The organism is Bradyrhizobium sp. AC87j1 (genome assembly GCF_002936975.1).
Taxonomy (GTDB): Bacteria; Pseudomonadota; Alphaproteobacteria; order Rhizobiales; family Xanthobacteraceae; genus Bradyrhizobium; species Bradyrhizobium shewense.
This window is the reverse complement of sequence record NZ_PTFE01000056.1, coordinates 33864-53239: the sequence shown is the minus strand read 5'-3', so window position 1 is coordinate 53239 and position 19376 is coordinate 33864. Positions and strand designations below refer to the sequence as shown.

Sequence of the window (19376 nt, the reverse complement as noted above, 5' to 3'; positions counted from 1 at the left end):
CCAGCAAACGAGCCCCCCTTTTTCCAGGCGCCGGTCGCCAAACCGTCCCAATCCACCTTCCATCGCTCGCTCCATCGGCACACCCCTCCCGATGGATTCAGACTTCAGATGACTTGGCAACCCGCCGCCGGCCCCAGATGTGTGAACATGCTAGGGACAAGCCCGGGCATGACAGCGGAGAAGGTGCCGGAAGCCGTGGCGCGCGGTGTGCAGCCAACTGATCCCACTTAACGTATTCACCACGCCCGAAATTCCGGGTCCCTCCCAGCCGCGAATTCCGCTATTGAGGGGCGCGGCAATCGTTCCGACCGTCCGGCGGGCATTCCGCGCAATCGACCCGTCTCGCCGGCGTATGGTTCTTCGATGCAGCTCTATCTTCCGATCGCCGATCTTCCCGTCAACGTCTTCCTGGTGCTCGCCATGGGCGCCGCGGTCGGCTTCGTCTCGGGGATGTTCGGAATCGGCGGCGGCTTCCTGATGACGCCGCTGCTGATCTTCATCGGCATCACGCCGGCGGTCGCGGTCGCCTCGGTCACGAGCCACATCGCGGCCTCCTCCTTTTCCGGCGCGCTGTCTTATTGGCGGCGGCGTGCGATCGATCCGGCGCTGGCGAGCGTCCTGCTCTGCGGCGGCGTGACCGGCACGGCGCTCGGCGTGTGGACCTTCACGCAGCTTCGCGCGCTCGGCCAGCTCGATCTGATGATCGCGCTCTCTTATGTGGTGCTGCTCAGCACCGTCGGCAGCCTGATGTTCTCGGAAGGGCTGCGCGCGCTGATGAGGACCCGGCGCGGCGCGCTGCCGCCACGACGCACGCACAACTGGATCCACGGCCTGCCGCTGAAGATGCGCTTCAAGCGCTCGAAGATCTATCTCTCGGTCATCCCCGTGGTGATCGTCGGCATCATGATCGGCTTCATCGGCGCCATCATGGGCATCGGCGGCGGCTTCATCCTGGTGCCGATCATGATCTATCTGCTCAGGGTGCCGACCTCGACGGTGATCGGGACCTCCATGGTCCTGACGCTCGTCACGATGCTGTTCGCGACCATGCTGCATGCGGTGACCAATCACCTCGTCGACGCCGTGCTGGCACTGATCCTGATGGTCGGCGGCGTCACCGGCGCGCAGTTCGGCGTCCGCGCCGGGCAGAAGATCCGCGGCGAGCAGCTGCGGCTGCTGCTCGGCCTCCTGATCCTCTCGGTCGGAATCCGCTTCGCGATCGAGCTGGTGATCCGGCCGGAGGATCTCTTCACCATCCGCGAACTGGGAGTGAGCGGATGATGCGCGCAGCTCTCGCACTCCTGCTCGTCCTGCTGCTCGGCTCCGCCGCGCGCGCCGAGCGGCTGATCGTCTCGGTCTCCAACCACCGCGTCACGGTGACACCGAACTATTCCGGCGAGGAGCTGGTGCTGTTCGGCTCGGTGGAGAAGGACGCGACGTCGCCCGCCGATCGCACCGCCTATGATCTCGTCGTCACCGTGATGGGCCCGCGCGCCGACATGGTGACGCGGCGGAAAGAACGCACCTTCGGCATCTGGATCAACACCGACTACCGGCAGTTCCTGCAGGTGCCGAGCTATCTGGCGCTGTTCGCCAACCGGTCCTTCGACGCGATCACCTCGCCCGAGATCGCGCGGCGGCAGCAGATCGGGCTGAACAACGTGCTGCTGACGCAGCGGGTCGGCGGCGATTATGCCGACGTGGTGCCGAACGACGCTTTTCGGTCCGCGTTTATTCGCTTGCGCACCCAGCGCGGGCTCTATCGCGAAGATCCGAGCGCCGTCACGTTCCTGACGCCCACCCTGTTCCGCACCGGCATTCCACTGCCCGCGGAGGTGCCGATCGGAACGTACGAGGTCGAGATCAAGCTGTTCGCGAACGGCGCGTTCATCAGCAAGACCGAGACCGCCTTCGAGATCGTCAAGGTCGGCTTCGAGCAGTTCGTCGCCACCACCGCCAGGCAGAACGGGCTGATCTACGGCCTCGTCACCGCCGCGATGGCCCTGATGACGGGATGGATGGCGTCGATTGTTTTTCGGAAGGATTGAGAGGCGCTGCGGGCCACTCACTCGCCGTCATGCCCGGGCTTGTCCCGGGCATCCACGTTCTTACGCGCGACGACAAAGACGTGGATGGCCGGGTCAAGCCCGGCCATGACGAAATCGAGAGGTATGCGGCAGCTACGGCGCCTGGATCACCGTCGGTACGCCCGGCTCCAGCAGCCGCAGCCGCATTCCGAAACCAAGCACGTCGAACGTCTTGCGCAGATCCTCGCTGTTCTGGCGGAAATGCGCCCAGCCTTCGGTATGCACGGGCACGATCGTCGCATCGGGGAAGGCGCGCGCCGTCTCGATGGTGTCGTTGGTGTCCATGGTGAGGTGGAACGGCCCGCGCGTCTGCGCGGCGCCCGCGAAGGGCAGCACCACGCCGCATTTGAAGCGGCGCGCGACTTCGGCGACGCCGTCGAACCAGGTGGTGTCCCCGCTGATATAGACCGTGCTGGTGTCCTTCCGGCTCGACGCCACCACGAAGCCGATGACGTCGCCCGACAGCGGCTCGATGCCAGCCGGGCCATGGCGCGCCGGCGTCGCGGTGATGGTCAGGGTGTTGCCGTCGCTATCCTTCAGATGCGTCGTGCTCCAGGGCGCAAGGCCCTCGACATGACCACCGAGGCGCTTCGCGCCCGCCTCCGTCGTCAGCACGCGCTTGACCTTATGGAGATAGTCGCGGCCGGAATGATCGAGATTGTCCGAATGCTGGTCGTGGCTGAGCAGCACGGCATCGACCGGGCCGATCGCGTCGGCTTTCAACGCGGGACCGATGGTTTTCTCCAGCGTCACATGCGGCAGCTGGTAGGCGCCGGGCGCATCGAAGGTCGGGTCGGTGAGCAGGCGGAAGCCGTCGATCTCGATCAGCGCGGTCGGGCCGCCGATCAGGGTGATGGAAATGGGCACGAGAGAACTCTCCTCTTACGAGACAGGCTTTGCAGGCCGCGTCACCAGATAGATGCCGAGCGCGACCGGGATGATCCCGAGCAAATCGCGCGCCTCGACGTGCTCGCCGAGCACGAGATACGCGAACAGCATGCCGAGCGGCGGCATCAGGAAATGATAGGCGCTGGCGGCGGTGGCGCCGCATACTTTCAGGAGGTGAAACCAGAGCCAGTAGGCAAGGATCGAGCCCCCGAGCACGAGGAAGGCGAAGGCGCCGAGCAGGCCCGGCGTATAGTCGATCGCGTGGATGTCGGCGAAACTGAACGCGATCGGCGTCAGTGCGAGACCGGCGGCAAGGTTCTGCACGCCATTGCCGATCCACAAGGAGCCCTTCGGCGCGAGCAGCTTGAACAGGATGGTGCCAGCGACGAGCGAGGCGAGCGAAGCCAGCGTGAAGACGATGCCGTGCAGCGAATCCGTGCCGACCGATAGGCGATGCCAGACGATCAGGGTCACGCCGGTGATGCCGAGCAGCAGGCCGCCCGCCTTGCGCCACGTCATGCCTTCGCCGAGCAGCAGGGTCGCGAGCGCCGCGGTGAAGACCGGATTGGCCGATACGATCAGGCCGCCGAGGCCGGCGGAGACCGATTGCAGGCCGGTGTAGCCGAGCCCGAGATAGAGCGCGTTGTTGGCAATCCCAAGTACGGCGAAGATCGCCGCATCGCGCCAGGTTAACGACCAGCTGTCGCCGCGGATCAGCGTGGCGCCCAGGATCAAAATGCCGGCGAGCGAGAAGCGCGCGGCGAGCAGGATCAGCGGCGGGCAATGGGTGACGCCGATCTTGCCGGCGACGAAGGCGTAGCTCCAGAGCAGGCAGAACAGGCCGATAGCGAGCGGCAGCGTGTTGAAGCGGCTGCGGGGGGCTGAAATCGAGGGCGCGAGCGACATGGGGGCATTCTCCTGAGCCTCGATCTAGGGACCGCGCTTGTCATTTGGAAATTAAATGATTAACTTGTGGTCAGTGGATTTTCGAATGGAGGCGGCCATGCTCGATCTCGAGCTGCTGCGCAGCTTCGTCTCGGTGGTCGAGGCCGGCGGCTTCACCCGCGCCGGCGAACGCGTCCACCGCACGCAGTCGACCGTCAGCCAGCAGATCAAGCGGCTGGAGGACGATATCGGCCAGGTGCTGTTGCATCGCGACGGCAAGACCGTGCGCCCGACCGAGGCCGGCGAACGGCTGCTCTCTTATGCGCGGCGCTTGCTCTCGCTCGCCGAGGAGGCGCGCGACGTGCTGCGCCAGCCGGATGGCGAAGGCGCGATCCGGCTCGGCATCCCCGAAGATTTCGCGGCGTACCGGCTGACCAAATTACTGGGCGCGTTCGCGCGCTCGCATCCGGGCCTGCGGCTCGACGTGCGCGCCGACCAGAGCAAGCACCTGGCGCGCGATCTCGAGCGCGGCGAGCTCGACGTTGCGCTGTTCAAGCGTGCGGCCGGCGAGAAGGGCGCCATCGCGGTGTGGCCGGAGCGCGTGCACTGGGTCACCAGCAAGAGCCATCCGGTCGACGTTCACGCCGCGTCCGTGCCGCTGATCGGCTTCCCGACCGGCTGCCTCTACCGGGCCGGTGCCATCCACGCGCTGGAAAGCGTCGGCCGCGCCTGGCACATGGCCTATTCCTCGTCGAGCCTCTCCGGCATCCAGGCCGCGGTCGCCGCCGGCATGGGCCTCAGCATCTTGTCGGAGATGTCGATCCAGTCCGACCACCGCGTGCTGACGGCGAAAGATGGTTTTGCGCCGATCAACAAGACCGAGGTCGCACTGATGGCCTCGCCCGATGCGAGCCCGGCAACGCTCCGGCTCGCGGATCGTCTCGCCGAGTTTTGCGATGCGGTGCAGGCGAAGGCGGCTTGAGCCAGCAGACTATCCGGCGACCTCTCAATTCGCCGCGGACATCAGCCTGTTGCCGCACGCATTCGCATAAAACTTGCCGCCGCATTGGCGCTTGATGGCGGCACAGCGGGCCGCGGGCGAGGCATTCTGCGGGACGGTGAAGCCGCAGCTGAGGCCGTCGGCGCTGCGACCGGGCTTGCCGGCGGCAAACGCGGCACTGAGGGTGCCGATGCAGACGACGAGCAGGGCCGCCGCGGCGATTTCGATCAGCAGTCGCGTCAGCAGTCTCATGGGAATGTTCCTCCACACTGATGGCTGAATTGACCCGCAATCTAGCACCGAATCCCGGGTTTCTCCGTGCTCGCCCGGGTTCCCAAATCGGCCCGTTCCTTGCATAAATTCGCGCCAGCGCAGTGCACGGCCGCTCCAGTGGCAGTTCCGGTGCAGGGGCAAGACGCGTAGGGTTAGTGGTGTGTTCGACCAGGAAGTGACGGCTTTGCAAGATCAATCGTTCCAGCCAAGTTTTCCCGCCCCCGGCCAGCCGATCGACGAGCTCGCGCTGGCTGAGATCAAGGGCGCGATCCTGGCGAAGCTGCGCCTTGCCATCGGCAAGGATGCGGGCATGGCGACCAGGCACGACTGGTACCAGGCCGCGGCGCTGGCGCTGCGCGACCGTGTCGTGCATCGCTGGCTCACGGCCGAGAAGCACAGCTACGACGCGGGCCGCAAGCGCGTCTATTATCTCTCGCTCGAATTCCTGATCGGCCGTCTCTTCACCGATGCGCTCAACAATATGGGCCTGCTCAAGATCTTCGAGGTCGCGCTCGGCGATCTCGGTGTCTCGCTGCCTGAGCTGCGCAAATGCGAGCCGGACGCCGCGCTGGGCAATGGCGGCCTCGGGCGGCTCGCCGCCTGCTTCATGGAGAGCATGGCGACGCTGTCGATCCCCGCGATCGGCTACGGCATCCGCTACGACTACGGCCTGTTCCGCCAGATCATCAACCAGGGCTGGCAGCAGGAATATCCCGACGAGTGGCTGAGCTTCGGCAATCCCTGGGAATTGCAGCGCCCCGAGGTGATCTACGACATCTTTTTCGGCGGCGGCGTCGAGCATGTCGACGACAAGGGCCGCGACCGCGCGATCTGGCATCCGGGCGAGACCGTGCAGGCGATCGCCTATGACACGCCGATCGTCGGCTGGCGGGGCCAGCACGTCAACGCGCTCCGCCTGTGGTCGGCGCGTTCGCCCGATCCGCTGAAGCTCGACGCCTTCAACAAGGGCGACTATGTCAGCGCCACCGCCGAGCAGTCGCGCGCGGAAGCGATCTGCAAATTCCTCTATCCGAACGACGAGAGCCCGGCAGGCCGCGAGCTGCGCCTGCGCCAGGAATATTTCTTCGTCTCGGCCTCGCTCCAGGATCTCGTCAAGCGGCACCTTGCGTCCGACGGACAGCTGCGCAGCCTGTCGAGCAAGGTCGCGGTGCAACTCAACGACACCCATCCGAGCCTCGCCGTCACCGAGCTGATGCGGATCCTCGTCGATTTGCACAATTTCCGCTGGGACGAGGCCTGGAAGATCACGGTCGCCACCCTCTCCTACACCAACCACACGCTGCTGCCCGAGGCGCTGGAGACCTGGCCGGTCGAGCTGTTCGAGCGGCTGCTGCCGCGGCATCTCGAAATCATCTACCGCATCAACGTGCAGCATCTGGCGCTCGCCGAAGCGCGCTGCCCTGGCGACATCGACTTCCGTGCCTCGGTCTCGCTGATCGACGAAAAGAGCGGGCGCCGCGTGCGCATGGGCCAGCTCGCCTTCGTCGGCTCGCACCGGATCAACGGCGTCTCGGGCATGCATTCGGACCTGATGCGTGAGACCGTGTTCCACGACCTCAACCATCTCTATCCCGGCCGCATCACCAACAAGACCAACGGCATCACCTTCCGCCGCTGGCTGATGCTGGCGAACCCGAAGCTGACCGACCTGTTGCGCGAGACCTGCGGCGAGGCGGTGCTCGACGATCCCACCCAGCTTTCGCTGATCGAAGCGCGCGCCAGCGACGTCGAGTTCCAAAAGAAGTTCCGCAGCGTCAAGCTTCACAACAAGACGGCGCTCGCACGCCTGATCGGCGAACGGCTCGGCATCAAGGTCGACCCGACCGCGCTGTTCGACGTGCAGATCAAGCGCATCCACGAATACAAGCGCCAGCTCCTCAACGTCATCGAGACTGTCGCGCTGTACCAGGCGATCAAGGACGATCCCACCGGCAATTGGGTGCCGCGGGTGAAGATCTTCGCGGGCAAGGCTGCCGCGAGCTACCGCTACGCAAAACTGATCATCAAGCTGATCAACGACGTCGCGGAGGTCGTGAACAACGATCCCACGATCGGCGGCAAGCTCAAGGTGGTGTTCCTGCCCGATTACAATGTCAGCCTCGCCGAAGTGATCATTCCCGCGGCCGACCTGTCCGAGCAGATCTCGACCGCGGGCATGGAAGCGTCCGGCACCGGCAACATGAAGCTGGCGCTCAACGGCGCCATCACCATCGGCACGCTCGACGGCGCCAATATCGAGATCCGCGACCATGTCGGGCCTGAGAACATCGCGATCTTCGGCATGGAGGCCGGCGACGTGATGATCCGGCGCAAGCAGGGGCTGGACGCCTCCGACCTGATCCGCAATTCGCCGAAGCTGCAGCGCGCCATCAATGCGATCGGCACCGGCGAGTTCTCGCCGGGCGATCCCGGCCGCTTCGAATCGATCGCGCACGCGCTGCGCCATCTCGACCATTACATGGTCAGCGCCGATTTCGATTCCTACTACGAGGCTCAGCGCAGCGTGGATGCGCGCTGGCTGGTCTCGCCGGCCTGGACGCGCGCCTCCATCCTCAACGTCGCGCGCATGGCGTGGTTCTCCTCGGACCGCACCATCCGCGAATACGCCGAGGAGATCTGGAACGTGCCGGTGAATCCGACCACGCCGCTGCTGCCGAACCTGCGCGACGCCGCGGGCTGATTTTTCCGCGGCGTGGAAGCGTTACCCGACAGGTAATTGCACAGCCACGCGATGGCTGTGATATGACGACCGTCATTCCGGGGCGGCTCGCAGAGCCGAACCCGAAATCTCGAGCTTCCGGGTTCGATGCTCGGTCCCGCGCTACGCGGTCCCGTCGCATCGCCCCGGAATGACAGACGGAAACGAAAATGCACGCCAAGCTTCCCCACCCCTTCGACGACGCCACCCGCGTCACTGCCGGCGACTCGAGCTGGCAGGGGCACACCAGCGACGATTACTGGGCCTTTGTCGGCCCGTTCGGCGGCGCCACCGCCGCGACCATTTTGCGCGCGCTGATCGACCACCCGGAACGCGCCGGCGATCCACTCGCCCTCACGGTCAATTATTGCGCGCCGATCGCCAAGGGGCCGTTCGATCTCGACGTGCGGCTGGTGAAGGGCAACCGCTCCAGCCAGCACTGGAGCGTCGAGCTCAGCCAAGGCGGCGGCGAGGTCGCAACGCTCGCCACCGCGGTGTTCGCCGAGCGGCGGCCGTCCTGGGAGCACCGGGTGGCGCAATATCCCGATGCAAAGCCGTTCGAAGCGACGCTGCCGTTCCCGAAGATCGCGGCGGCCTGGGCGAACCAATACGAGTTTCGCTTCGTCGAGGGCGAGATGCGGATCGGCCCGCAGCAGGCCGAGCCCGCCAGCACCTATTCGAAGCTCTGGATCAGCGACCGCACGCCGCGCAAGCTCGACATGCTGTCGCTGATGTCGATGTCGGACGCCTTCTTCGGCCGCATCTTCCACGCTCGGCGCGAGCTGGTGCCGTTCGGCACGGTGTCGCTGACGACCTATTTCCACACCGACAGCGACGAGCTCGCGGCTGAGGACATCACGCGCGTGCTGGCCACCGCCGATTCGAAGATCATGCACAGGAGCTACGCCGACCAGAACGCCGAGCTGTGGTCGCCGAACGGAAGGCTGCTCGCGACCTCGACACAGATCGCGTATTTCAAGGCGTGAGCTTTCTCCACCCCTCGTCCCGTTCTTGCCGGGGTTCCTAACCCGCCATTCGCTGCCTCAGGCTCTGATAAAACGCCGTCTCGAAATTCATGTAACCGATGAACGACGTTGGATCGCCGAACGGAAGAATCTGCGTGGCCCAGAACCCGCCGAACCCGTTCTGCCGGTCGATCCAATAGAACAGATTGGCAAGGCCCGCCCAGCCGAGGGCGCCGGCGGGACGCCCGGTGGGTGCTTCCTGGTCGTTGATCATGAACGAGAGCGCCCAGGACTTTGATTGGCCCGGGAAGAACTCGGCATCATTGCACAGCGCTGGGATGACGCCGGTGATCGGTGTCACCTTCTTGTCTCCGAGATGATTCTTCTCCGCCATGCGCACGGTCTCCGCCTTCAGCACGCGGCCATGCTCGCCGACACCGTCATTCAACCACATCCGGATGAAACGCATGTAGTCGCCGACCGTGCCGTAAAGGCCGTGGCCACCCATATGCACTTCAGGCTTGGCGGGGAGCTCGAAATCCATCGGCGTCAACGAGCCGTCGGCGCCGCGCGCGTGGATCCCCGCCAGTTTGCTGCGCATGGCGTCGGTCAGCTCGAAGGTCATGCTCTTGATTCCGAGCGGCTCGAAGATGCGCGTATTGAAAACCTCTCCAAGCCGGCGCCCGGCGATGGCCTCGACGATTTGGCCGCACCAGTCGAGATTGGTGCCGTAATCCCAGCGCTCGCCCGGATCGAACAGCAGCGGCGTCATCAGGCAGGCTTTGGAAGCGGTGATGACGCTGGACTGCCCCTTCTCCTCGGCCAGGCGGTTATAGGTGTGGTTGATGAAATCGTAGCCAAGGCCGGCGGTGTGCGTCATCAGCATCCGCGTGGTGATGTCCCGCTTGGGCGCCCGCAGCATTGGCTCACCCGCGGCATCAAAGCCCTCGATGACCTGGAGCTTGCCGATGTCCGGCGCGTAGCGCTTGGCCGGTGCGTCGAGATCGAGCTTGCCCTCTTCGACGAGTTGCAGCACGGCCGTGCCGGTGACCGCCTTGGTCGTGGAGAAGATGGCGAAGATGCTGTCGGTCGTCATCTCGGCTGGCTGGTCGACACGCCTTTTCCCCGCAGCACCTTCGTAGATGTTGCGATAACGGTCCGTCACCATCGCGACGACGCCGGGCACGCGCGGCGTGGATGTAACGACACCGTCGAGAACGGCGTCTGCAGCAGCACCGAAATTCGTGCTCATGGTTGTCCTCCCGTTGTATTGGATGAATTCCGTCGATGCAGCGGCTGGCGAGCACTCAATTCATGGTAAAACCCTGGTAGCCGCTGGCAGCGACCTCGTTGCATTTCTGCCGGTAGGCGCCGACGCCGCCGCAGTAGGACAGAACGCGGCGCGGTTTGCCTTCGACGTTCGAGCCCAGGTACCAGGAATCGGTCTTCGCGATCAGCGTCGCATTGGCGATCTCATCGTGATGCGCCACCCATCCGTCTTCGGCATCCTTGGTCGGCTCAACCACCTTCAGGTTCTTCGTACGCACGAACCTGATGCAATCGTCGATCCATTCGACCTGCTGCTGGAGACAGGTGGTCATGTTACAGAGCGCAGCCGACGGAGCCAGCGGCACCGCCGTCGTGAACAGGTTCGGATAGCCGTGAACCTGCAGGCCCATCGTGGTGCGGATATCCTTGCTCCAATCCTCCTTCAGCGACCGCCCACCGCGGCCCCTGATATCGATGCGCGTCAACGCGCCGGTTCCGGCGTCGAATCCAGTCGCCAGAACGATGACGTCGAGCTCGTGGATCGTCCCGTCCGCGGTCTGGATACCCGTGGGTGTCACGCGTTCGATCGGATTGGCCTTGACGCTGACGATCTCGACATTGGGGCGATGGAAGGCCTCGAGGAAGTTCTGCTCCAGTGGCACCCGATGCGTCCCGAAACCGTAGTCGGCCGGAATCAAGGCATCGCACAGCTTTGGATCCTTCAGTCGCTCGCGCATCTTCTCGCGCACGAAGCCCGAGATTTCGGCGTTGACCTCGGCGTCGAAGAACAACTCGGCGAAGGACGATATCCACAGCTTCAGGGAGCCGTCGTTCCAGCAATCCTCGATCACCTCCCGGCGCCGCTCCGGCGTCAGGCCGGCCCAGGCGTGCTCGAAATCGTATTCGAATCCGGTGAAGGTATGCGGCAGGCGCTCCGTGAGGTGCTGGAATTTCGACTTGTAGGCCTCCGCATCTTCCTCGCTGTACTTGGGATTCTTCATCGGAATCATGTATTGCGGCGTGCGAACAAAGACTTTCAGATGACCGACCTCGCCAGCGATCGTCTGGATGACCTGAATGCCGGTTGCGCCGTTGCCGATAACGCCGACGCGCTTGCCGCCGAATTCGACCGGCTCCTTGGGCCAGCGCGCCGTGTGGAACAGCTGCCCCTTGAACGTCTCCTGTCCCGGAAACGATACGTGCGGGGCGGAGAGCATGCCGCAACAGGTGATCAGAAACTGGGTGTCGATCACGTCACCCCTGTCGGTCGTGACCAGCCAGCGCTGTGTGGCTTCGTTGAAATGAGCGCTTTTGACGATCGTCCCGAACTGGATGTCCTTGCGCAGATCGAGGCGGTCGGCGATGTAGTTGAGCCAGCGCTCGATTTCCGGCTGGCCGGGGAATTTCTCGCTCCAGCTCCATCCCTTGTAGAGCTCCTCGGAGAACAGATACTGGTAGATGTGGCTCTCTGAATCGAAGCGGGCGCCGGGATAGCGATTCCAATACCAGGTGCCGCCCACGCCTGCGCCTGCGTCAATCGCCCTGACCTTCAATCCCTGTTCGCGCAAACGGTAGAGCTGATAGAGCCCGGCGACGCCGGCTCCAACAACCACCGCGTCGAATTTCGCCGTTACATGCGCGCCATTGCTTCCATTGGGTTTGGTCGCCGTTTCTGCCATTTTTCCCTCCTAGGTCTTCCCAGAGCGCGCGGCATTCCCACCCGTCGTGTGATCGGATGGTCGTGCATCGCGTCATTTGTCGGTCCCGCAAGCGCTTGCGGCTTTTCACCGTTCTTCCGCACTTGCCCGGAACGCGAGGGAGGCTATGAGGCGGGCTGCGTTCCCGGCTTGAACAAAACCGACAATCCTTTGAATGAAGCCGAAGGCCGGCGCCGACCTCGCCCGAGCTCGCTTGGCAAATGGCAAATCCGGCCTATGCTGCTGCCTTGCCGATCGGCCAATGAGAACAACAAGCAGTCGACCATGCCAAAACTCCAGGGAGGAGGCTCGCGCGATGGGGCAGTTCATCACGGTCGAGGAGCTGCCACGCTATGCTCCCGGCGAAATGATGCTGGACAGTTCGGCGGTGGGAAAAGCCGATTTTCGGCTGCGCGTGTTCCGCTATGCGCCATCCGATATCTGGGTGCCGCCGTCCGATAACTTTCTGATCGTGATCTATCGCGAAGGCACCACGGCGATGAAACGCCGCGTGACCGGATCCTGGAAGCAGGATCAAGTCGGCCGCGGCGTCACGACGCTGCTGACGCGCGCGGAAGCTTCGAACTGGCGATGGTGCCATGACATCGAAGTCAGTCATCTCTACATCTCGCCTAGTCTCATGGCGAAGACCGCAAGCGAGGCTTTTGATCGGGATACCGAAAGCGTCGAGCTTCATGATCTGCTCAGGATCGAGGATCCGGTCCTGACCTGGATTGCTGACCAGATGGTGCAGGAGGTTTCCACAGGAGGTCCGGGCGGCCGGCTCTGCTACGATGCCATGGCACTTCAGGCGAGCGTTCACATCCTGCGAAAATACGCCTCAGTGCAATTCAAGCTGCCCTGTGCGCAAGGGCCCTTCAGGCCGGCGCATGCGCGAATGATCGAGGATTATATCGAGCAGAACATTTCCCGGAACATCACGCTCGACGAACTGGCCAACATCTGCAACTGCACGCCGGTGCAGTTCACCCGCAAGTTTCAGGTGCATTATGGCATGCGCCCGCACGCCTACGTCCTCACCCGCAAGGTGAAGCGCGCCTGCGAACATCTGCGCAAGGACCGCCTTGCACTGAAGGAGATCGCCCTGTTGAGCGGATTCTCCGACCAGAGCCATCTCAACCGGATCTTTCGCCGGCACATGAGTGCGACTCCCGCAGAATATCGCAAGCAATGCACGGGCTAGGCAGCCTGACGATGCTCAGGCCGTAAAAGAAAGGGCGGCTGATCAAGCCGCCCTTTCTCGTCAATCACGTCCTGCGAAAACTTACTCAGCCGCGAGCTTCACGTCCGGCGCGGCGGCGCGCACCTCGGCGTCCACCTGGGCTTCGAACTTGGCAAAGTTCTTCTGGAACATGCCGACCAGCGCGCGGGCGGTCTTGTCGAACTCGTCCTTGTCCTTCCAGGTGTTGACCGGGTTGAGGATCTCGGCCGGCACGCCGGGCAGCGCGGTCGGGACCGCGAAGCCAAAATACTTGTCGGTGCGGAATTCGACATTGCGAAGCGAGCCGTCGAGCGCGGCGGTGAGAAGCGCGCGCGTCACCTTGATCGGCATGCGCGAGCCGACACCATACTTGCCGCCGGTCCAACCCGTGTTGACCAGCCAGCAATCGACATTGTGCTGGGCAATGAGATCGCGCAGCATGTTGCCGTAGACGCTGGGGTCGAGCGGCAGGAAGGGCGAGCCGAAGCAGGTCGAGAATTCCGGCTGCGGCTCGTTGCCGAGACCGCGCTCGGTGCCCGCGACCTTGGCGGTGTAGCCGGACAGGAAGTGATACATCGCCTGCGCCGGCGAGAGCTTTGCGATCGGCGGCAGCACGCCGAAGGCGTCGGCGGCGAGCATCACCACATTCTTCGGCTGCGGCGCCCGACCGGTGCGCGAGGCGTTCGGGATGAAGTCGAGCGGATAGGCCGAGCGCGTGTTCTCGGTCTTGGAGCCGTCGTCGAAATCCACCACGCGGGTGTCTTCGTCGAGCACGCAGTTCTCGAGCACCGCGCCGAAGCGGGTCGAGGCCGCGAAGATCTCGGGTTCGGCTTCCTGCGACAGCTTGATGCACTTGGCGTAGCAGCCGCCTTCGAAGTTGAAGACGCCGTTCGGGCCCCAGCCGTGCTCGTCGTCGCCGATCAGCGTGCGGTTCGGATCGGCCGACAGCGTGGTCTTGCCGGTGCCGGAGAGGCCGAAGAAGATCGCCGCGTCGCCCTTGGCGCCGACATTGGCCGAGCAATGCATCGGCATCACGCCGCGCTCGGGCAGATAATAGTTCAGCGTGGTGAAGACCGACTTCTTCATCTCGCCGGCATAATAAGACCCGCCGATCAGGACGATCTTGCGGGCGAAATCGATCGCGACGACGTTCTCCGACTTGCAGCCGTGACGTTTGGGATCGGCGCGGAAGCTCGGCATGTCGATGATGGTGAGCTCCGGCACGAAGGTCGGCAGCTCGATCGCCTCGGGGCGAATCAGCAGCGTGCGGATGAACAGCGAGTGCCAGGCGAGCTCGGTGAAGACGCGCGTCTTGATCCGGTAGGCCGGGTCGGCGCCGCCGTAGAGATCCTGCGCGAACAGCTTCTTGCCTTCGGCGTGCTTGAGGAAGTCCTGATAGAGCGTCTCAAACTGTTCTGCGGTGATGGACTGGTTGCCGGCCCACCACATCTTCTTGTCGGTGGTGGCGTCACGCACCGTGAACTTGTCCTTTGGGCTGCGCCCGGTGAACTCGCCGGTGTCGGCGCAGAGTGCGCCGTCAGCGGACAGCACCGCCTCACCCGCAGTGAGCGAGTATTGATAGAGTTGCGGCGCACCGAGGTTCCAGTGAACCTGCTCGAGATTCTTTAAACCGAACTTGTCGGCGCCGAAGGCACCGTTGCGCACGCCCGTCTCTTGCACGAAAAATCCTCCTAGAACCCGCGACATTCAGCGCGACCAGAACTTCATCACCATCGCGGTCACCGTGATTTATAGGCCAACCGGCCTCGACTGGGCGACCTAATAATGATGAACGCTGGCGTTGCCAAGCTGATCCCGCAGGATTTGGTTTATTCAAGGACCGCGCCAAACGTCGCGCATGCCAGCTCTGAGCAGCTGCATCAAAAAATCACGAATGATCGCGCAACCAAACGCGGAATTCGGCGTTGATCATGGTTTTTGCGACGCACAATTCCGGCTGCCGGCTTATCGTACCTCGCCTTCGCCAATGAGCGCGAACGGTCCCCACATCGCCGGGTAGGCGTTGCGCGGTGACGAGCTGTCGTCGACAAACGTTAACATCGCGCGGCGCAAGGCTTCGGCGCGACCGATTTTCGGTTCGTTCTTGAGCAGCTCGAACGTCGATGTGGTGAGGCGGGTGGCGGCTTCCGAATCCACGGCCCAATGCGAGACCAGCAGCGCGCGGGCACCGGCATAGAAGAAGGAGCGCGCCAATCCCGACAGCGCTTCGGCCCCGGGCTTGTCGCCGGCGATGGTGTTGCAGGCGGACAGCACCACCCAATCGGCGTTGAGCTTGAGCTGGGCCACTTCGCTCGCGGTCAGGAGGCCGTCGTCGAGCTCAGTCGGCTGATCGGGAATGGACAATGCAAGCGAGGGCTCGCCCAGTCCCTTGACGTCGCCGGCAACGAGACCGTGGGTGGCAAAATAGATGATGCCGTATTGAGCAAGCGCTGCACGCTTCAGCGTCGTTTCGCTGGCATCGCGTCCGAGATGGATGTCGGCATCAGTGGCGCCGACATCTCTCGCCACGGCGTTCAGCTCATCGGCGGTATCGGGCAGTTGCGGCAGCGCCTGCGCAAGCCGCGCGCGGTCGACCCCGGCGCCGCGCCAGAAATCGGTATAGGCAATCGTCGCAATGCTGCGCGCCGCGACCTTGCCGCCTGCGGCGCGACGGTCGGCGGGCCCTTCGGCTGCGGGGTTGAAAACGGGATCGCCGAAGCCGGTCATCGGCTTTGCGCCCTGATCCTTGCGCGCGAAGGCGCGCAGCGATTTCAGGCTGATCACCGACGGCAGCACCGAGACGGCCTGACGCCGCAGCAGCCAGGCGGCGCCGCGATAACCTTCGAGCCTGTCCGGGATCGCAGCCTGCGGCTTCTCCGTCACCAGCAGATGAAACGGCAATGCGGTCAGCGCCGCCGATGGCACGACCAGGAGATTGCGCTTGTCCTTCGTCAACGCCTCGACCGGGCCGAGCAGTGCGACATAGAGCTCGTTCGCGAGCGCAAGATCGAACAGCCCCGATTTGCCGGAGGCATCGCGCGCCTTGCCGACATCCAGCCCCCTGCGGAAAGCCGACACCTTCCGCGCCATCGCGTCCGCGCCGAGCGAGATCTCCTTCCAGTCGGTGCCATCGCGCGTGATCGCGATGACATAGCTCCGCTTGTCGACGACGGAATAGATCACCATCGCCTCATCGGCCGACAGCAGCGGCTGGATGTCCTTGACCGCCAGCGGCAGCGGGTTGGAGAGCGAGGCGTAGTCGGGAAACTCGAGCGTGAGCGTCTTCTGCAGGCCCGCGCGTTCGCTTGCAGTCGCAGCGATCCGCGCGCGGCTGCGCTGCTCGGCCGCGACGTCCCGCTGCGCCGATTGCTTCGACACGGCGGTGATGATCGCCTTGTCGAGCGCCTCGGCCTCGGCCGCGAGATCCTGATCCCGACGCACCAGCTCGGCGAGCCGGTCGCTGCCGGCGGCCAATCGCACCGCGAGCTTGTTCACGGCAGAGGCGGCGGAAGATTGCGTGCCGCGCTGAATCGCGCCGAGCGCGTCATCCAGCGCCCTGTCGCTCGCCAGCAAAGTTTGCTGACGTGCAGCGAAAAGCACCGGCAGCACGACGCGCAGCTGCGCGCGGTTGGCGGCAAGCGTCTTCTGCGCAAACGGCAAGGCCTCAGCAGTGCGGCCCGACACCTGAAGGAAATAAGCGAGATTGCTGGTCGAGGTCGCGACATCGGGATGGTCAGGTCCGAGTGCTCGCTCACGGATGGCAAGCGCGCGGCGATAGAGCGGCTCGGCCTCGGCATTGCGCTGCTGGTGCTCGTAGAGCCCGGCGAGATTGTTGAGCGAGCGCGCCACGTCGGGATGATCCGCCCCCAGCACCTTTTCGCGGATCGCGAGCGAGCGCTTGATCGGCGCTTCGGCGTCGGCATCGCGGTTGAGGTCGCGATCGACCTGGCCGAGATTGTTCAGGACGGTGGCAACCGCGGGATGCTCGGGCCCGGCGGCCTTCTGATAGATCGCGAGGGCACGCTGAAACAGCGGCTCGGCGTCGGCAAAATGCTCCTGCTTCACGTAGAGCGTGGCGAGATTGTTGAGGGCCTGGCCGACATCGGGATGCTCGCGCGACAGCGCCTTTTCGCGAACGGCCAGCGCACGCTTGAACAGCGGTTCGGCTTCGGTGAAGCGGCTCTGCCGCTGATAGAGCGCCGCAAGATTGTTCAGGAGCGGCCCAATCTCGACGCTGCCCTGACCGGTCCCTTTCTCCATCAGCGCGATGGCGCGTTTGTAGAGCGGCTCGGCCTGATCGTCGTGGCCCTGGTCGGCGTAAATCTGACCGAGATTGTTGAGCGCCGCGGCGAGGTCGCGGTTGTTGCTGGTCTTCTCGAGCGAGGCCACCATGGCCTGCGCCAGCGGCAGCGCCTCCGCATATTTGCCGGCGCTCCGGAGCGCATTGATGCGCCCGCTCTGCGCCGACAGATCGCTCTTCTGGGCAAGACCGGGCGTGGCAAGCGACGTGGTGATCGCCAGCGCCAGACCCGCAGCCAATGCCAAACGACGACGCGTCATGAACCCTCGCTGCGAGCCTTAAGACCTGACCGTCTTGGGTCGCAGCGATGGGTCGCGGCGTTCAAATTGTTGCGTTCTAGTCCATCTTCATGCGGGCTTCGCCAGCGAGGCGGACCAGCATCTTGCGCAGCGACGTGCCGTCCGTCACCCGCTCCGGGAAGTCCAGCCGCAGCGCGGTCTGGCCGTCCTGCATGTCGAGACCTTCCGGATCGCAGCCGGTGCAGCGCCAGTCCCCCGCGGCAGCGCCAAGGAGCTTTGTCGCATAGAGGCCCATGGCGTCGCGATGATCGGCGTTCATATGCGCGACCGCCCCCTCCTCCGCCGCCAGCAGATCTTCGGCGCCGGTAAGGTCCGTGAGGAACTGGGCGGGCTTGAGATCAACGATCCGGCCGAAGCCGGCGACCAAATGAGTTCCCGCGGGGCGGATCCGGAAGAAAGAGAAATCCTTAAAGGAAACAAAGCCTTCCGCCGACGGATGCGCATTGAGATACCGTCGCTGGAGCAAGTCCTTCTCGGCATCAGCCTGCTCCGCCCGGCCGGACAGCATGATCCGGGCGCCTTCCAGCGGATCGCCCGCCACCCGCTCGTCCAGCATCAGGGAGACCCTGCTGTCGGCGAGAAGGTTCCTTGTATGCACGGCGAGGCCCGAGATCAGCAGGATCGGGGAGCCGTCGGGATGGCTGGCCAGATTGACCAGGGAACAATAGGGGTCGCCGCTGCCGGCCATGAGAGTGGCCAGCGCCCCCTGCCGCGATCGCCGCAGCAGGGATTTGGCGAGCTTTGCCGGGTCGAAATCAGGGGTCGGTTGCATCGGCTTTCTCGGCTCAGGTGGTTGCAAGGGGGGCCTTTTTTCGGGTAAACGGGGGCCTGGTTATGGGTCGACATGCGGCGAATCTGCCGTGTTTCGTGGAACTTGGTCACACTTCAGCCCAGCTTGCATTGCTCGGTGACAAGGTTCGAACGCCGACATCGGCACCCATGTATGCGGCGCATCAGTGGATTGCTCGCCGTTTCAAGCCACGACCCAAACGGAAAGCAGAAAGCAGAGGCTCATGCCCACAATCGCTTTGGTCGACGACGACCGCAACATTCTCACATCCGTCTCGATCGCGCTGGAAGCCGAAGGCTATCGCATCATGACCTACACCGACGGCGCTTCCGCGCTTGACGGTTTCCGCACCACCCAGCCCGATCTCGCCATCCTCGACATCAAGATGCCGCGCATGGACGGCATGGAGACGCTGCGCCGGCTCAGGCAGAAGTCCGACCTGCCGGTGATCTTCCTGACCTCCAAGGACGAGGAGATCGACGAGCTGTTCGGCCTCAAGATGGGCGCCGACGATTTCATCCGCAAACCGTTCTCGCAGCGCCTCCTGGTCGAGCGCGTCAAGGCGGTGCTGCGCCGCTCGGCGCCGAAGGACCCGACCGTCGCGCCGAAGGAGAACGATGCCAAGGCGCTCGACCGCGGCCTTTTGCGCATGGATCCGGAACGGCATACCTGCACCTGGAAGAACGAGCCGGTAACGCTGACCGTCACCGAATTCCTGATCCTGCAGGCGCTCGCGACCCGGCCCGGCGTGGTGAAGAGCCGCAACGCGCTGATGGACGCCGCCTATGACGACCAAGTCTATGTCGACGACCGCACCATCGACAGCCACATCAAGCGGCTACGCAAGAAGTTCAAGGTGGTCGACAACGAGTTCGAGATGATCGAGACGCTCTACGGCGTCGGCTACCGCTTCAAGGAAGCCTGAGGCGCGAGGCGCCTTCACGAAAGACTGAGAGCATCGCCGGTTCTGATTTCATCGGGA

The 19376-nt window shown here is 64.2% G+C and carries 15 protein-coding genes; 7 read left to right on the top strand and 8 right to left on the bottom strand.

What is annotated here, in order from left to right; genetic code table 11:
- Window positions 1–363: 363 nt before the first annotated feature.
- Both CV770_RS25605 and CV770_RS25600 read left to right on the top strand, forming a co-directional pair.
- On the top strand, window positions 364–1281 hold the full coding sequence (locus CV770_RS25605; protein ID WP_028139822.1) for a sulfite exporter TauE/SafE family protein: 918 nt from the start codon (window positions 364–366) through the stop codon (window positions 1279–1281).
- A complete protein-coding gene (locus CV770_RS25600) occupies window positions 1278–2048 on the top strand; it encodes a TIGR02186 family protein (protein ID WP_104464329.1) in 771 nt (256 codons plus the stop codon). Before CV770_RS25605 ends, CV770_RS25600 begins: the two co-directional genes overlap by 4 nt.
- A gap of 132 nt (window positions 2049–2180) precedes the next feature.
- Here the strand turns inward: CV770_RS25600 and CV770_RS25595 are convergent, their stop codons facing one another.
- Window positions 2181–2954, bottom strand: a complete 774-nt coding sequence (locus tag CV770_RS25595; RefSeq protein ID WP_091959940.1) for an MBL fold metallo-hydrolase — start codon at window positions 2952–2954, stop codon at window positions 2181–2183.
- A 15-nt stretch (window positions 2955–2969) separates the two neighbouring features.
- Window positions 2970–3881, bottom strand: a complete 912-nt coding sequence (locus CV770_RS25590) for a DMT family transporter (RefSeq protein ID WP_091959935.1) — start codon at window positions 3879–3881, stop codon at window positions 2970–2972.
- Window positions 3882–3978: 97 nt separating this feature from the next.
- On the opposite strand from CV770_RS25590, the gene CV770_RS25585 reads away from it, so the two are divergent.
- Window positions 3979–4842, top strand: a complete 864-nt coding sequence (locus tag CV770_RS25585) for a LysR family transcriptional regulator (RefSeq protein ID WP_165637492.1) — start codon at window positions 3979–3981, stop codon at window positions 4840–4842.
- A gap of 24 nt (window positions 4843–4866) precedes the next feature.
- On the opposite strand, the gene CV770_RS25580 is transcribed toward CV770_RS25585, so the two are convergent.
- Window positions 4867–5112 (bottom strand): hypothetical protein, encoded by a 246-nt coding sequence (locus CV770_RS25580; RefSeq protein ID WP_091959926.1) that lies wholly within the window; start codon window positions 5110–5112, stop codon window positions 4867–4869.
- A gap of 205 nt (window positions 5113–5317) precedes the next feature.
- Here CV770_RS25580 and CV770_RS25575 point away from each other — a divergent pair, with 205 nt between their 5' ends.
- Both CV770_RS25575 and CV770_RS25565 read left to right on the top strand, forming a co-directional pair.
- The gene (locus CV770_RS25575) at window positions 5318–7834 is read left to right on the top strand and encodes a glycogen/starch/alpha-glucan phosphorylase (protein WP_165637491.1); all 2517 of its coding nucleotides are present in this window, start codon (window positions 5318–5320) and stop codon (window positions 7832–7834) included.
- 188 nt (window positions 7835–8022) lie between these two features.
- Window positions 8023–8838 (top strand): acyl-CoA thioesterase, encoded by an 816-nt coding sequence (locus tag CV770_RS25565; RefSeq protein WP_104464328.1) that lies wholly within the window; start codon window positions 8023–8025, stop codon window positions 8836–8838.
- A gap of 37 nt (window positions 8839–8875) precedes the next feature.
- Here the strand turns inward: CV770_RS25565 and acmB are convergent, their stop codons facing one another.
- Entirely contained in the window at window positions 8876–10069 is a 1194-nt protein-coding gene (acmB, locus tag CV770_RS25560; protein ID WP_104464327.1) for a methyl acetate hydrolase AcmB, read from the bottom strand.
- Window positions 10070–10124: 55 nt separating this feature from the next.
- Complete coding sequence (locus CV770_RS25555; RefSeq protein ID WP_104464326.1) at window positions 10125–11765, bottom strand: flavin-containing monooxygenase; 1641 nt, start codon at window positions 11763–11765, stop codon at window positions 10125–10127.
- 334 nt (window positions 11766–12099) lie between these two features.
- Between CV770_RS25555 and CV770_RS25550 the strand changes: the two genes are divergently transcribed.
- The gene (locus CV770_RS25550) at window positions 12100–12987 is read left to right on the top strand and encodes a helix-turn-helix domain-containing protein (RefSeq protein ID WP_104464325.1); all 888 of its coding nucleotides are present in this window, start codon (window positions 12100–12102) and stop codon (window positions 12985–12987) included.
- 81 nt (window positions 12988–13068) lie between these two features.
- Here the strand turns inward: CV770_RS25550 and CV770_RS25545 are convergent, their stop codons facing one another.
- The 3 genes from CV770_RS25545 to CV770_RS25535 form a co-directional block, all read right to left on the bottom strand.
- The gene (locus tag CV770_RS25545; protein ID WP_091959907.1) at window positions 13069–14685 is read right to left on the bottom strand and encodes a phosphoenolpyruvate carboxykinase; all 1617 of its coding nucleotides are present in this window, start codon (window positions 14683–14685) and stop codon (window positions 13069–13071) included.
- A 285-nt stretch (window positions 14686–14970) separates the two neighbouring features.
- Entirely contained in the window at window positions 14971–17565 is a 2595-nt protein-coding gene (locus CV770_RS25540) for a CHAT domain-containing tetratricopeptide repeat protein (protein WP_104464324.1), read from the bottom strand.
- A gap of 76 nt (window positions 17566–17641) precedes the next feature.
- The gene (locus CV770_RS25535; protein WP_104464323.1) at window positions 17642–18376 is read right to left on the bottom strand and encodes a HugZ family pyridoxamine 5'-phosphate oxidase; all 735 of its coding nucleotides are present in this window, start codon (window positions 18374–18376) and stop codon (window positions 17642–17644) included.
- Between the two features lie 241 nt (window positions 18377–18617).
- Here CV770_RS25535 and CV770_RS25530 point away from each other — a divergent pair, with 241 nt between their 5' ends.
- The gene (locus CV770_RS25530; RefSeq protein WP_008542552.1) at window positions 18618–19319 is read left to right on the top strand and encodes a response regulator transcription factor; all 702 of its coding nucleotides are present in this window, start codon (window positions 18618–18620) and stop codon (window positions 19317–19319) included.
- The last annotated feature ends 57 nt before the right edge of the window (window positions 19320–19376 follow it).

What these genes read in the sequence shown, in the direction of transcription:
- CV770_RS25605 (WP_028139822.1), top strand. Translation starts at nt 364, where the DNA reads ATGCAGCTCTATCTTCCGATCGCCGATCTTCCCGTCAACGTCTTCCTG.
- CV770_RS25600 (WP_104464329.1), top strand. Translation starts at nt 1,278, where the DNA reads ATGATGCGCGCAGCTCTCGCACTCCTGCTCGTCCTGCTGCTCGGCTCC.
- CV770_RS25590 (WP_091959935.1), bottom strand. Translation starts at nt 3,881, where the DNA reads ATGTCGCTCGCGCCCTCGATTTCAGCCCCCCGCAGCCGCTTCAACACG.
- CV770_RS25585 (WP_165637492.1), top strand. Translation starts at nt 3,979, where the DNA reads ATGCTCGATCTCGAGCTGCTGCGCAGCTTCGTCTCGGTGGTCGAGGCC.
- CV770_RS25580 (WP_091959926.1), bottom strand. Translation starts at nt 5,112, where the DNA reads ATGAGACTGCTGACGCGACTGCTGATCGAAATCGCCGCGGCGGCCCTG.
- CV770_RS25565 (WP_104464328.1), top strand. Translation starts at nt 8,023, where the DNA reads ATGCACGCCAAGCTTCCCCACCCCTTCGACGACGCCACCCGCGTCACT.
- acmB (WP_104464327.1), bottom strand. Translation starts at nt 10,069, where the DNA reads ATGAGCACGAATTTCGGTGCTGCTGCAGACGCCGTTCTCGACGGTGTC.
- CV770_RS25555 (WP_104464326.1), bottom strand. Translation starts at nt 11,765, where the DNA reads ATGGCAGAAACGGCGACCAAACCCAATGGAAGCAATGGCGCGCATGTA.
- CV770_RS25550 (WP_104464325.1), top strand. Translation starts at nt 12,100, where the DNA reads ATGGGGCAGTTCATCACGGTCGAGGAGCTGCCACGCTATGCTCCCGGC.
- CV770_RS25540 (WP_104464324.1), bottom strand. Translation starts at nt 17,565, where the DNA reads ATGACGCGTCGTCGTTTGGCATTGGCTGCGGGTCTGGCGCTGGCGATC.
- CV770_RS25535 (WP_104464323.1), bottom strand. Translation starts at nt 18,376, where the DNA reads ATGCAACCGACCCCTGATTTCGACCCGGCAAAGCTCGCCAAATCCCTG.
- CV770_RS25530 (WP_008542552.1), top strand. Translation starts at nt 18,618, where the DNA reads ATGCCCACAATCGCTTTGGTCGACGACGACCGCAACATTCTCACATCC.